The sequence below is a fragment of the Kribbella pratensis genome, from assembly GCF_004366075.1.
GTDB classification, from domain to species: Bacteria; Actinomycetota; Actinomycetes; order Propionibacteriales; family Kribbellaceae; genus Kribbella; species Kribbella pratensis.
Window position 1 is genome coordinate 156,941 of the sequence record NZ_SODU01000005.1, and the last position, 12,702, is coordinate 169,642.

Sequence of the window (12,702 nt, forward strand, 5' to 3'; positions counted from 1 at the left end):
TCCCGTTGTGATTGTGGTTGCAGGTCAGAATTCCAGGGTCAGAATTTCATCGCCCCCGCGGCCAGGTCGGCGATGAAGGAGCGGGCGCCGATCAGGAAGACGCCGATCAGCGGGATGACGCTCATCAGCGCACCGGCCATCACCATCGAGTAGTCGGTGCCGTAGATGCCGTTCAGCTGGTCGAGAGCGACCTGGAGGGTGAGGCGGTTCGGGTCGGTCATCACGATCAACGGCCAGAGGTAGTCGTTCCAGACGTTGATGAAGGTGAAGATGCCGAGGAAGGCCAGACCGGGCCGGAGCACCGGCAGGCCGACGGTGAGGTACTGCCGGAAGAATCCGGCGCCGTCGACCTTGGCGGCCGAGATGAGTTCGTCGGGGATGGCGCCCTTGGCGTACTGGCGCATCCAGAAGATCCCGAACGCGTTCGCCGCGCCCGGGATGATGAGGGCCTTCAGCGACCCGATCCAGCCGAACTCGGCCAGCGTCACGAACTGCGGCACCAGCGACAGCTGGGCCGGGATCATGAAGGTCGCCAGCAGCAGGCCGAACAGCAGGTTCCGGCCCGGGAACTCGTACTTCGCGAACGCGAACGCGGCGAGCGAGTCGAAGAACAGCACCAGGACCGTGACGCCGAGGGACGCGATCAGCGTGAGCAGCATCGAGCCGAAGAAGTCGATGTTGTCGAGCACCTTGCCCATGTTCTCGAACAGGTGCGAGCCGATCAGCAGCTTCGGCGGGTAGCTGAAGATGTCCGGGGTGGTGTTGGAGGCCATCACCACCATCCAGTAGAACGGGAACAGCGAGACCAGCACGCCGAACATCAGCACGATGTGACCGACGGCGGTGCGAATGCGCTCAACGGACATCTGCGGCCTCCCTCTTGGCATTCTGGGCTGCGATCCTGCGTTCCACCCGTCGTGCGGCGCGTCGGGTCAGCCGTTCGTCGTCGTTTCCGCCGATCAGCCGCCAGTTGATGATGCTGAACAGCACGATCAGGATGAACAGCGCCCAGCCGATCGCGGCGCCGTACCCGAACTGGTTCTTGATGAACGCGCTCTGGTACAGGTACGAGACGATGGTCAGGCCGGCGTCGCCGGGGCCGCCGATGTTGTTCGTGTCGCCGAACAGCACCCGGGACTCGGTGAAGATCTGCAGTCCGCCGATCGTCGAGGTGACCGCGGTGAACAGGATGACCGGCCGCATCATCGGGACGGTGATCCGCCAGAACGTCTGTCGCGGGCTCGCGCCGTCGACCTTGGCGGCCTCGTACACGTCGGCCGAGATCGCCTGCAGGCCGGCCAGGTAGATGATCGCGTTGTAGCCGACCCAGCGCCAGGTGACGATGGTGGCGATCGCGATCTTGATGCCCCACGGGGAGGTCAGCCATTGGACCTCGCCGACGCCGATCGAGCGCAGGAACGCGTTCAGCAGGCCGAAGTTGTTGCTGAAGATCGAGCCGAACACCAGGGTGATCGCGACCACCGAGGTGACGTTCGGGATGAAGTACGCGATCCGGTAGAAGGTGCGCAGCCGGGTCGCGTTGTGCAGGGCGTTGGCGATCACCAGCGCCAGCAGCAGCATCGGGACCGTCGAGAGCACCCAGATGATCATCGTGTTGCCGATGGTCTTCCAGAACGTGACGTCGCTGAGCAGATAGTTGTACTGCTCCAGGCCGACCCACTTCATCTGCCCGATGCCGTCCCAGGAGTGGAACGAGATCCAGATCGAGAACAGCACCGGGAACGCGCCGAAGATCGCGAACAGGATGAAGAAGGGCGAGACAGCGGCGTACTGCGGGAACGCCTGCTTGTACTTGTTCGGCGGCTTCTCCGCGGTGCTCGCGGTCGTGGTCGTTACCACCGGGGCAGTCTTGCTGGTGACAGCCATGTCAGATCGCCCCCGCTCGGGTGAGTTCGCGCTCGACCTGGCGCTGGGCGTCGGCCCAAGCCTGATCCGGGTCCTTGCCGGACGCCTCGATGTTCACGAGTTCGGCGCTGATCGGCGTGTCGATGATGGTGTCGTACGGCGAGAAGTAGGCGCCCGGGTACTTCTTCGCGGACTCCGCGAACACGTCGACGATCTTCTGGCCGCCGAAGAACGGGTCCGGCGCCGACAGCTTCGGATCGGTGTAGCTGGCCGGCGTCGACGGGAACAGCACCGGGTCGAGGAACGCCTGCGCCTGGTTCTTCGCCGACTCCAGCCAGCTGATGAACGCGAACGCCGCCTTGGGGTTCTTGCAGTACTTCGTGATCGCCAGGAAGGACCCACCCTTGTTGCCCGCGCCACCAGGAGCCGCCGTCACCCGCCAGAGCCCCTTCGTCTTCGGCGCCGCGTTCTTCGGCCCGAGCTGCGCCCACCAGACGGCACCCATGAACGCGACGAGCTTGCCGTTGGTCACGACCGCGTTCTTGTCGCTGGAGTTCTGGGCGTTGGCCGACAGGCCCTCCTTCACCACGCGGACAGCCAGGTCGAAGGCCTGCCGGACGTGGTCCTGATCGCCGAGGTACTGCCCGTCGGGCGTCATGTAGCGCTTGGACTGCTGCGCCATCCGGTACCCGTAGATGCTGGTGATGTTGTCGGTGATCGCGGAGCCGGGCACGGCCTGCTTGAGCTTCTTGCCGAGCGCGATGTAGGCGTCCCAGTCCGGCGCCACCCCCGCGACCGCCGCCGGATCTATGTCGACGCCGGCCTTCTGGAAGATGTCGGTCCGGTAGAACAGCGCCGTCGGCCCGGTGTCCATCGGGTAGGCCATCATCTTGCCTTCCGGCGTGACGCCCCACTTCCACTTCCAGGGCAGGAAGTCCTTCTCCAGGTCCTTCGCGCCGAGCTCGTTCAGGTCGTAGAACTGGTCGGCGTTCGGGAAGTACGTCGCGACGTCGTCGTTGATCGCGACGATGTCCGGGACGAGCGACTTGCCGGCCAGGGCGGTCAGCACCTTGGTCTTGTAGTTGGAGCCGATCCGGGTCATCGCCAGCTTCATGCCGTCGTATCCCGGAATCGCCTTCTCCGCCTGGCCGATCAGGTCGTCGTTGACGGACCCGACCCAGGTCCACATGCTGAGCTCGTGCGAGCCGCCCAGCGAGCTGCGCGAACCGCAGCCGGTGAGCCCCGCGGCGGCTATGGCGGAGCCGGCCGCGAGGAAGTGCCTTCTGCTCAGGGTCATAGCCTCACCTGGCGCTTTCTGTTGGATTTCGCCGGAAGGTGTCCACATATGTTTACGTAGCCATCAAGGTAAGCGCATACCGACTGAACCGGTCAAGCCTCGGATGACAAGATTGGGTTCCATGAGTCCCAGCGCAGTCCTCTTCGATGCCGATGGCGTTGTGCAGCGTCCTGACCGCGACTGGTGGTCGCAGCTGACCTCATTCGTCGGCTCGGACGGCGAGGCGTTCGTCGCGGACCTGATGGTGGCCGAGAAGCCGGCGCTGATCGGGAAAGTCGATTTCCGGGACGCGCTGGCCGACGTGCTGCGGCGCTGGAACTCGCCGGCGTCCGTCGACGAGGCGCTCGAGCCGTGGAGCTGGTTCGTCGCGGAGCCCGAGGTGATCGCGCTCATCCAGTCGCTGCGATCGGCCGGCATCGGGTGCCATCTCGCGACCAACCAGCACGCGTACCGGCGGGCGATCATGCAGGACGAGCGCGGGTACGGCGAATGGTTCGACCAGACGTTCTACTCGTGCGACGTCGGGCTGGCCAAGCCGGACCCGGCGTACTTCCGAGCGATCCTCGGCTCGCTCGGATTGCCCGCCTCGTCGGTGCTGTTCATCGACGACAACGTGGACAACGTGGCGGGTGCTGCGAGCGTCGGGCTGCGGGCGGAGGTGTACGACCTGTCGTCCGGCGTACCGGCCCTGGTGGAGCTGCTTCGGCGTCATAATCTGCCTGAGGTCTTGTGATGGCGTGAGGGCTGTGACATCGTCGCCGGGCAGATGACAACGTAGGACAGTCGACCAGCCGCTCCCTGGAGGCATCACATGTCCGATCGCCGCCGCACGCTCTCCCGCCGCAGTGCACTGGGTCTCACCGCGGGCCTGGGCCTCGCCGCTACCGTCTCGCGTCAGTCGCCTTCGGCAGCTGCGTCTGCTCCGTCGGCGTACCCGAAAGGGCAGCGGCCGAGGCTGCTGAACGTATTCGACGAGAACGCGCTGAGCCTGCCCGAGCGGACACTGGCGACCACGCTGCAAGGCCTGATGGCCCGACGCAGCGGTGAGTCGCTGTACCTGAACCTGCCGACGCTCGGCTACCAGCACTGGCTCGACGACCTGGTTTCGCGGTACGGCGTCCAGGCGCGTCCCGGAGACCTGTGGAAAACCGTCAAGCGATCCGGCGTCCGCGGATACGTTCTCTTTCGTACGGGCACCCCGTCGGTCAACGTCGCGACCACGCTCGCCGGCGTGACGGGTGCCGTGGCAATTGAGGAGAGCTTGGAGGCACTCGCGATCCGGAACGGATTGCGCAAGGTCCTGGACGTGCGGGACAAGGACGACCGCTGGGTGTTCGAGACGTACTGGCCCCGGCTGCGGCACGACGTCGTGGTCGAGCAGCGCGCCGACATCCCGGAGCGGCTCCGGGACTACGTCACGATGGCGGGGACGTTCGCCTTCTTCGACGGGAACTCGGAGTTCCGCGCCGACGTCGTCGACGCGCTCGACGACGACGGCACGGTGATCGGCTGGGGTGACGCCTCGGCTGGCGAGGACGCCTTCATCGGCGTGAACTCGGCCACCGGTGTCAAAGCACTGCCCGCCGACCACGCCCGCAACCTGTCGGTGCTGTCAGGCATCTCCGAAGACCGCCTGACGCAGCACGTCCCGGCGCAACCTCCGACTCCGGACCCCGGCGCGCATTACGTCACCTTCCTGATCACCGATGGCGACAACATTCAGTGGGCTCTGGGCGACTTTCCCACCGATCCGCGGTGGTTCGGGAGTCCGCGCCGCGGTGAGGTCGACCTCGGGTGGGGCATCTCCCCGTCGCTGATCGATCTCGCGCCGTCGGTGATGCGCTGGTTCTACGACCAGTCGCGGAAGGATCGCTGGGTCGTCGGCCCGTCGGGCGGCGGGTACATGTACCCGAGCCGCTACCCCGCTGCTGCGCTGGACAAGCACACCGCGTCCCTCGCCCGGGCCATGGGGCGGGCCGATCTCTCGGTCGCGCAGATCATCGACTTCGACGCGTTCGAGAACACCCGGCTGTGGTCGTCGTACCTCAAACGCCCCGAGATCGACGGCCTCATCTACCTCGAGTACTCCAGGTACGACGGTCTCAAGGGCAAGGTGGTCTGGTCCGAGGGGAAGCCGGTGATCTCGGCCCGGACGATGCTCTGGGAGGGCCTCGACGGCGCCGACGAGGCCTCCGTCACCGCGGAACTGAACGCCGCGACCCGCAACCCCTTCTCCACGGCCGGCTACTCGATCGTCGTCTGGCACGCGTGGAGCAAGTCCGTCGACGACGTCCTCACGGTCGTCGACGGCCTCGCCCCGCACGTCAAGGTCATCCCACCCGACACGCTGGTCCGGATGCTCGCAAAGCACGCCAAACCGTAGTTCCCAGGGTCAGGTGCGGGGGACCTTGAGTTTGTCCCAGGTTTCCTTGCCGGGGATGCCGTCGGCATCGGAGCCGGGCTGGGCGACCGAGCCGTGGAAGCCGAGCTTCTGCTGCCAGGCCGAGTAGGATTTGAGGTCGCCGGTGCCCCAGGTGTCCTTGTTGGTCTGGGTCTCGTACCTGTCGCACCCGACGGCCACGAGCCGCGCGTGCATCGCCGCGACGATCGGGCTCTTGCGACCCATCACGAAGAACGACTTGCCCGGGAACGTGACGAACCCGGTGCGCGCCCCGGCCGAGTGCACGTACTTCGGCCGCCCGTAGCCGGCGATCGTGCTGGACATCCGCGTGTGCCGGCCGCACTTGTCGCTGTAGTTGCCCTCGATCGTGTAGACCTTCGAGCCGCTGACCCCGGTGACGAGGCCCACGTGATCGATCCTCGACTTGAGATCGGTGCCGTCCCAGTCGAAGAAGACGATGTCGCCACGCTGGATCCCCGCGACGTCCACGTGCCACTGGTTGTGCGTCTTGAACGCGTGGGCGTGCGCGGTCGTCAGCGCGAAGTCCTTCCCGAACGTGACCGCGTTCTCGTTGCCCGAGTGGAACGCCCAGAAGGTGATGGACGCGTCGCACCAGGCGAAGTTGCCGTTGAACGCCGAGCCGTTGCGCTCGCGGTACCACTTCTGGATGTGGTTCGGCTCGCCGAGGCCGATGTCCTCCTCGGCGATGCTGATCATGTCCTCGACGCCGCTCATGATTCACCACCGCCACCGGTCAACGACGGTTCCTGGTCATCAGCCGGCGGCTTGCGGCCGAACTCACCGTCCTCGGCGGGCCCGAACTCGGCCTCCAGTTCCTCCGCCTCGTTCTCGATGTCATGGTCGAAGCTCGGTTCGACGAGCAACTCGGCCTGCTCTTCCTGCGACATGTCGTCCGGCATCTGGTCCAACTCGTCCAGCGACGGCCGCGCGTTGTCGGTCATGACAATGCCTCCCCCTCACCACGATGAATGCCCCCAGCCCTGATCCCATCATCATGCTCCGGCCCGTGAGGTTCGACTAGAGCTCACGGAAGTACACGGCCACCGGCAGCTGCACACATCCGAGCGACTCGTAGAACGCGCGCGCCGGCGCATGGAAGTCGTCGCCTCCGGTGCCGATCTCGACGTACTCCGCGCCCTCGGCTCGCATCGCGGCGAACGCGTGCTCGCAGAGCGCGGTGGCGATGTTGGAGCGGCGGTACTCGCGCGCGACCGCCAGGAGCTCGACAGTGGCCTGATGGCGGGCGGTGTCGAGATGCCAGGCGACGTACCCGGCAGGTACGTCGTCAGCGACGGCAACGGCGACGTACTTGTGTGCGGCCGGCTCGTGCAGCCCGGCGATCTGCCGGCGATAGTCGCCGCGCCAGTCGCCGTGCTGGCGGGTGAAGATGAGGTCGCCGACCAGCGGCCGGAACGATTCCTCATAGAACGGCCCGAAGGTCTCGATGGTGAGGTCGATGAGCCGGGCCAGGTCAGCGTCGACGTACGAACGGATGTGCATGGAGCGTGCCTCTCGCGAGTGAAGGAGAAATCCGGGCAGGCGCGACCGGCTCACCGCACGCGCGCAGGCGGCGGCGGTGGGCCGGGATCAGCGCCGGGTACGCCCGGCGGCGAAGCACTCCATGTCCGCGATGCTAGCGAGCCGGCGGCGGTACGGCGACCGGGACGGTGTGGATCTGGCCGGTTCGGGGGCCGTTGGTGAGGCGGCCGAGGTTGTCGGCGATGCTGTCGGCCATCCGCCATTCCGCGGTCAGGATGCACAGCGTCGGGCCGTCGAAGTCGACCAGGCCGAGTGCGAACGGCGCCCGGTTCTCGGGTACGTCGATCCGCTCGAAGATCTCGCCGCCCGCCGCGACGCGGACCACGCCTTCTCCCCAGGTCTGGGACCAGATCGCGCCCTCGGCGTCGAGGCAGATACCGTCCGGGCCGAGGTTCTCGGCGTACACGCGACGGTTCGACAACCCGCCGTCCGGCTCGACGTCGAACGCGCTCAGCCGCCCGGCGAACGACTCCGCGATCACCAGCGTCCGGCCGTCCGGCGTCAGCACCATCCCGTTCGGGAACTGGATGTCGTCGGCGACCTGCCGCACCCGGCCGTCGGGGGTGACGAGCTTGATCCAGCCGGGTACCGGCTCCTCGCCACCGGAGAAGTCGAAGTCCGCGCCGTCCAGATAGATGTTGCCCTGGGCATCCACCACGATCTCGTTCGCGGCCTGCTCGGCGAGCACGGTGATCGAGCCGTCGGGCTCGTACCGGCGCAGCTTGTCACCGGTGGTCAGCATCCGGCCGTCCGGCAACCAGTCGACGGACCAGCCCATCAGGCGTTCGACCGGTGCCTCGAAGGTCTCCGTCGTACCGTCGGCGTCGACAGCGACGATCTGCTGCGCGATCCAGTGGCAGAACCACAACCGGCCGTCGTGCCGGCGCGCACCTTCGGGAAAGGCCAGGCCATCCAGCAGAAGCTTCATCACGTCACCTCGTTCGTCGTTTCGGGCTCGTTCACCTTCTACACGAACGCGGCCCGGTCAGATCGACGGCTCAGCAGAAGAAGTACGGCGATCAGCGGCAAGGTCACGAGGTACGCCGTCCGCAGATCGACGAGCCGTGCGAGTACGGCGAGGAGCGCCGGCGCGACGAGGATCGCCGTACCCGAGGCCATCGCACCAACCGCGGCGAGGCGGGCCGAGCTGAGGCCGGGGGTCGCGACGAGGGCTGCGAGCGTCACCGGATACAGCGGGGCGACTCCGAGACCGGCCACGACCAGGCCGAGCGCGACCACGGCCGGCGCGTCGAACAGGCTCACCAGCATCGTGCCGCAGGCGGCGAGTGCGCCGGACGGAAAGACCGGCGACCAGCCTCGGTACCGGATCGGTCCGATCGCGCGGCCGACCGCCATACCGATCGGGAACGCGCTGCCGAGCAGCGCGGCTGCTGCCGTGGGCAACCCGCTGGCCACCAACCGCGCCACGGCCCACACCACGAAACAGAACTCGACCGACACGGCGAGCACGACCCGGAGCCAACCCGCGCCGACGTCCATGACAACCCGCCGCCCCACTCGCCGCCACTTCCCCCCGAGCCCGACAGCCGGCGCCGAATCAATCAGCACCGGCACATCCCCCGCGCCGCGCGCCGCCGTTGTCTGGGGTGGTCGAGTGCGCCGAGTCAGCACCGCTAGGAGGAGGAGTGGTGGCGCGGCGGCGAGCATGGCGTAGCGGCCGCTGGGGCCCAGACCGTCCAGGGTGCCGATTGCCAGCGGCGCCAGGATTCCGGTTCCGCTGGCGACCGCGTTGACCCGGCTCAGCCGGGCGGCGGCTGTCGGACCGTTGAGCATCAGCGGGGCGACCAGGACAAGGAGCGCGCCGCCGAGGCCGACCAGCAGCCCACCGGCGATAGCCACCGAGTACGCCGGGGCAACCGCGATGAGCACTGCGCCAACCGCGCAGACGACTGAACCGAGTCCAAGCACCGTCGGCATCGGCCAGATCTTGAGCATCCGCGGACCGATCACCGCGACCAGCAACAAGCCGACCGCGAACCCCGAGGACATCAGCGCCAGCCGGCCGATCGGCTCGTCGAGGTCCCGAGCGAGGATCGCCACACACGCGCCGAGCCCGGCCAGCACGAACCCCATCGCGGACAGCGCGATGCCGATGCGTATCTCGTCGCCGCGAGCACCGCTCCGCGGCGGGGCCTGCGCGCCCGCGGTCATTCCAGACCTTTGAACAGCGCGTCGAGCCGCTGCAGATCAGCCAGCTCGATGTCCGCCGAAATGCCCTTCAGGCCGGCCGTGAGCGCACCAGACGCCTGACCGGCCGACAATCCGACCACGGTGTCCTCGACCACCAGGCACTGCGTCGCGGGTACGCCGAGAAGCTCCGCCGCCCTGAGGTACCCCTCCGGGTCCGGCTTGCCACGGCTGACGTCGTCGACCGTGACGAGGACCGACGGCGCGATCCCGGCCGCGGTGAGTCGCACCTTCGCGAGCTGGGCCGGCGCACTGGTGTAGACCGCCCACGGCACACCGATCCGGTCGAGCGTGGCGAGCAGATCCAGCGCACCCGGCTTCGCCACCACGCCGTCGACGTCGTTGACCTCGAGATCGAGCACCCGCGCCCCCGCCGCGGCACGCTCGTCCGGCGTCGCGTCGGGCAGCATCTGCGCAACAGTCGCGACCGCGGGGTTCCCGTGCGCGACGGCGAGCACCTCCGCCGGCGAGATGCCGTACTCCGTCGCCCAGCGGCTCCAGCTCCGGTCGACGATCGCGTCGGAATCGACCAGAGTGCCGTCCATGTCGAACAGGACCGCGCGGATGTCCCGGATCTCCATGAGCCCTCCTATTAAACTCGTCCTCCGAGCATAACGGGAAGGACAGCGATGACTCCAGTACGCCGTGGACAGTGGCAGACGGCTGCCGACGTACTGACCCAGCTCACCCGGCAGCCCGGGATCACGCGGGCGGCGGTCGCACGGGCGCTGCGATTGAGCACGAGTTCGGCGACAGAGGTGACCGCTCGGCTACGCGACGTACACCTGCTGACCGAGGTACCTGCTCCCAGTCAGGGCCGCGGTCGGCCGACCACGGTGCTGCAGCCGCATCCGCTGGGACCTGTGGTGCTCGTACTCGACCTGAGGCAGAGCAGTTGGCGGAGTGCGGTTGTAGCGCTCGACGGGGCGCTGCAGGAGCCGCAGTACAAGCGGCACCGCAGTCGGCGCGCACAGGTCGTGCTGAACAACCTGCGGCGTGAGGTGGAGCAGGCGCAGCAGCGGTACGGCGCTCGGCTCCAGATGGTGAGCCTCGCCGTACCGGGCACTGTTCGTGACAACCACCTGATGCAGGCACCGACGCTGGAGTGGGTCGAGCTGGATCTTGCACAGGTCACTGGCGACACCGGCGTACCGCTGCTTGCCGGCAACGACGCGACACTGAGTGGGGTGGCAGAGGCGCGTACTGGCGCTGCTGCAGGAGCTGGTACGGCGGTGCACCTGATCATCGAGGTGGGGATCGGCGGGACGCTGCTGATCGACGGGGTGCCGGTACAGGGCGCGTCGGGAGCAGGTGGCGAGTACGGCCACATGCCCTTTGGCGACCGGTCTCGTGCCTGTCCGTGTGGTGCACGTGGCTGCTGGGACCTGGAGATCGACGGACGGGCGCTGGCGCGTTATCTGAAGCAGCCGACGCCGGACGATCCGGTTGCCTACACAGAAGAGGTACTGCGGCGCAGTGACCGGGCTGCCCGCGCTGCGGTGATCAGGGTGGTTGCTTCCCTGGGCTACGGCATCGCAGGTCTCGTGAACGCGCATGACCCGGATGTGGTGACGATCGGTGGTTTGGCGATCCCCCTGCGGGCAGCGGCGAAGGACAACTTTGCTGAGGCGTACGAGAGCGGACTAATGACGTCCCACCGCAGTGCTCCCCCGCCGGTGCTGCCTGCCACGCACCAGCTGGACGGGCCGCTACGTGGCGCAGCCGCGCTGGCACTCGACCAGCTCACCAGCGAGCAGGCCATCGCAGCCTGGGTCGCCCAGCGCTAGTCGGTCACCTCTACTTCTTCTGCAGCCTCTTCCTCAGTCTCTTCGACGCGGGGCTTGGGGACGATCGGGGGTTCCACCTTGGCCAGGATCTCGAGGATGTCGTGCCGGTGGTGCTGGATCTCGTGGGCCGTGTGCCGGATGATCCAGCCCAGCGTGCGCGGCGCCCGGACCGGATAGTTGTACAGCCCCAGCTTCCCCAGCTCCTGCGGCTGCAGCACCCGCGCCGCCGCGCCGAACTCACGCGCGAACCGCACCAGCGCGGCCGCGACCTCCATCGGGTCCTGGTTCTCGTACTTCTCCTGCTTCACCCGCCCGGTCCGGTCCATCGGCGCGTACACCGGCCGGTCCTCGGCCAGGCACTGCGCGATCCGGTGCCGCTGCACCTCCAGTACGTCGCGCACGTGGCACGCGTACTCGATCGCCGACCACACGTCCGGCTCCGGTCGCAGGCGCACCACGTTCGGGTCCGGACCGGCCGCGGCCTTCGTCAGCGCCATGCTGCAGTCCGCCGACTGCCGGACGAGCAGCGTCACCGTGCCCTGCAAGGTCCCGGTGTCGTAGTTGAAACCGCACTGCTCGCAGTACCCGTCGACCGGGGGCTGCTGCTTAGAGGGCATCTGGGACCCCTGCGCCGTCGCGAGCAGGTGCTCGGCGGAGTGCCTCGGCGTGCTGGAGCGGAGGGTTCGATGTGGTTTCATCGTGCCCTTCGCTCCAGCGCGGCGAGGTGCCCGCCGAGTGCCGCGCAGTAGGCGCAGGGGTCCCAGATGCCCTCTTTATCAACTGCTACTCCCTCTGAATCTCCACGCATGATCGACCGGACCGATGCCGTCGCCGAGCGCGAACCCGGCCGCGATCGCCCCGGTCACATACTCCTTCGCAGCACCGACAGCACCCGGTACGTCGTACCCACGCGCAAGGTACGACGCGATGGTGCTGGCGAGCGTGCATCCTGTGCCGTGCGTGTGCCTGTTGTCGGCCCGGACCGCGCTGTAAGAACGCCGTACCCCAGGACCGTGCAGTACGTCGACCGACGCCGTACCGACGTCGTGGCCGCCCTTCACCAGCACCCACGACGCACCCGCCTCGAGCAGAGCCTTCGCGGCGAGCTCCCGGTCCTCCACCGTCTCCAGGTCGATGCCGGAGACCGGTCCGAGCTCAGTGAGGTTCGGAGTGAGGACTGTGGCCAGCGGGACGATCTCCGAGCGCACGGCCTCCATCGCGTCGGCCGCGAGCAGTGCGTCGCCGTGCTTGGACACCGACACCGGATCGACCACGACCGGCACGTCCGGCGGCAGGGTCCGCAGCAGGGACGCGACGACGCGCACCATCGACTCGGACGCCAGCATGCCCGTCTTGACCGCGTCGACCCCGATGTCGTCCACCACGCTGCGGAACTGGGCGCGGACCTGCTCCTCCGGCAGCTCCCAGGCGCCCTGGACGCCGACGCTGTTCTGCGCGGTGATCGCGGTCAGGACGCTCATACCATGCACGCCGTTCGCGAGCATCGCCTTCAGGTCCGCCTGGATCCCGGCCCCGCCGCCGGAGTCGGAACCGGCGATCGTCAGCACTCTGGGGAGAGGCAT

At 67.7% G+C, this 12,702-nt stretch carries 14 protein-coding genes; 3 read left to right on the plus strand and 11 right to left on the minus strand.

The features are described from left to right. Positions 1-38: 38 nt before the first annotated feature. From EV137_RS37425 to EV137_RS37435, 3 genes are read right to left on the minus strand one after another with little or no spacing between them, the layout of a single operon-like run. Positions 39-866, minus strand: coding sequence for a carbohydrate ABC transporter permease (locus tag EV137_RS37425; protein ID WP_131498669.1), 828 nt, complete (start codon positions 864-866; stop codon positions 39-41). Continuing rightward, entirely contained in the window at positions 856-1,860 is a 1,005-nt protein-coding gene (locus EV137_RS37430) for a carbohydrate ABC transporter permease (RefSeq protein ID WP_238175827.1), read from the minus strand. The genes EV137_RS37425 and EV137_RS37430 overlap by 11 nt, the downstream gene beginning before the upstream one ends. 28 nt (positions 1,861-1,888) lie before the next feature. Further along, positions 1,889-3,163 carry an ABC transporter substrate-binding protein gene (locus EV137_RS37435; RefSeq protein ID WP_134132895.1) on the minus strand — a complete coding sequence of 425 codons (1,275 nt, stop codon included), beginning with the start codon at positions 3,161-3,163 and terminating at the stop codon, positions 1,889-1,891. A gap of 121 nt (positions 3,164-3,284) precedes the next feature. Between EV137_RS37435 and EV137_RS37440 the strand changes: the two genes are divergently transcribed. Beyond that, entirely contained in the window at positions 3,285-3,896 is a 612-nt protein-coding gene (locus EV137_RS37440) for an HAD family hydrolase (RefSeq protein ID WP_134132897.1), read from the plus strand. 78 nt (positions 3,897-3,974) lie between these two features. Further along, positions 3,975-5,546 (plus strand): GxGYxYP domain-containing protein, encoded by a 1,572-nt coding sequence (locus EV137_RS37445; RefSeq protein WP_134132898.1) that lies wholly within the window; start codon positions 3,975-3,977, stop codon positions 5,544-5,546. A 9-nt stretch (positions 5,547-5,555) separates the two neighbouring features. Here the strand turns inward: EV137_RS37445 and EV137_RS37450 are convergent, their stop codons facing one another. From EV137_RS37450 to EV137_RS37475, 6 genes are all read right to left on the minus strand, one after another. Then, positions 5,556-6,299 (minus strand): peptidoglycan-binding protein, encoded by a 744-nt coding sequence (locus EV137_RS37450; RefSeq protein WP_202871325.1) that lies wholly within the window; start codon positions 6,297-6,299, stop codon positions 5,556-5,558. Further along, entirely contained in the window at positions 6,296-6,526 is a 231-nt protein-coding gene (locus EV137_RS37455) for a hypothetical protein (RefSeq protein WP_134011181.1), read from the minus strand. The genes EV137_RS37450 and EV137_RS37455 overlap by 4 nt, the downstream gene beginning before the upstream one ends. A 76-nt stretch (positions 6,527-6,602) precedes the next feature. Beyond that, entirely contained in the window at positions 6,603-7,085 is a 483-nt protein-coding gene (locus tag EV137_RS37460) for a GNAT family N-acetyltransferase (protein ID WP_134132900.1), read from the minus strand. Positions 7,086-7,218: 133 nt separating this feature from the next. Continuing rightward, complete coding sequence (locus EV137_RS37465) at positions 7,219-8,052, minus strand: SMP-30/gluconolactonase/LRE family protein (protein ID WP_134132901.1); 834 nt, start codon at positions 8,050-8,052, stop codon at positions 7,219-7,221. Between the two features lie 38 nt (positions 8,053-8,090). Then, the gene (locus tag EV137_RS37470; RefSeq protein WP_134132902.1) at positions 8,091-9,296 is read right to left on the minus strand and encodes an MFS transporter; all 1,206 of its coding nucleotides are present in this window, start codon (positions 9,294-9,296) and stop codon (positions 8,091-8,093) included. After that, the gene (locus EV137_RS37475; RefSeq protein WP_134132904.1) at positions 9,293-9,913 is read right to left on the minus strand and encodes an HAD-IA family hydrolase; all 621 of its coding nucleotides are present in this window, start codon (positions 9,911-9,913) and stop codon (positions 9,293-9,295) included. Before EV137_RS37475 ends, EV137_RS37470 begins: the two co-directional genes overlap by 4 nt. A gap of 48 nt (positions 9,914-9,961) precedes the next feature. Here EV137_RS37475 and EV137_RS37480 point away from each other — a divergent pair, with 48 nt between their 5' ends. Then, the gene (locus EV137_RS37480; protein WP_134132905.1) at positions 9,962-11,119 is read left to right on the plus strand and encodes an ROK family transcriptional regulator; all 1,158 of its coding nucleotides are present in this window, start codon (positions 9,962-9,964) and stop codon (positions 11,117-11,119) included. Here the strand turns inward: EV137_RS37480 and EV137_RS37485 are convergent. Together EV137_RS37485 and thiD are read right to left on the minus strand one after the other, a co-directional pair. Then, positions 11,116-11,817 carry a DinB family protein gene (locus EV137_RS37485; RefSeq protein WP_238175828.1) on the minus strand — a complete coding sequence of 234 codons (702 nt, stop codon included), beginning with the start codon at positions 11,815-11,817 and terminating at the stop codon, positions 11,116-11,118. The genes EV137_RS37480 and EV137_RS37485 overlap by 4 nt on opposite strands. A gap of 78 nt (positions 11,818-11,895) precedes the next feature. Then, positions 11,896-12,702: a bifunctional hydroxymethylpyrimidine kinase/phosphomethylpyrimidine kinase gene (gene thiD / locus EV137_RS37490; protein WP_134132906.1), complete on the minus strand. Its 807-nt coding sequence runs from the start codon at positions 12,700-12,702 to the stop codon at positions 11,896-11,898.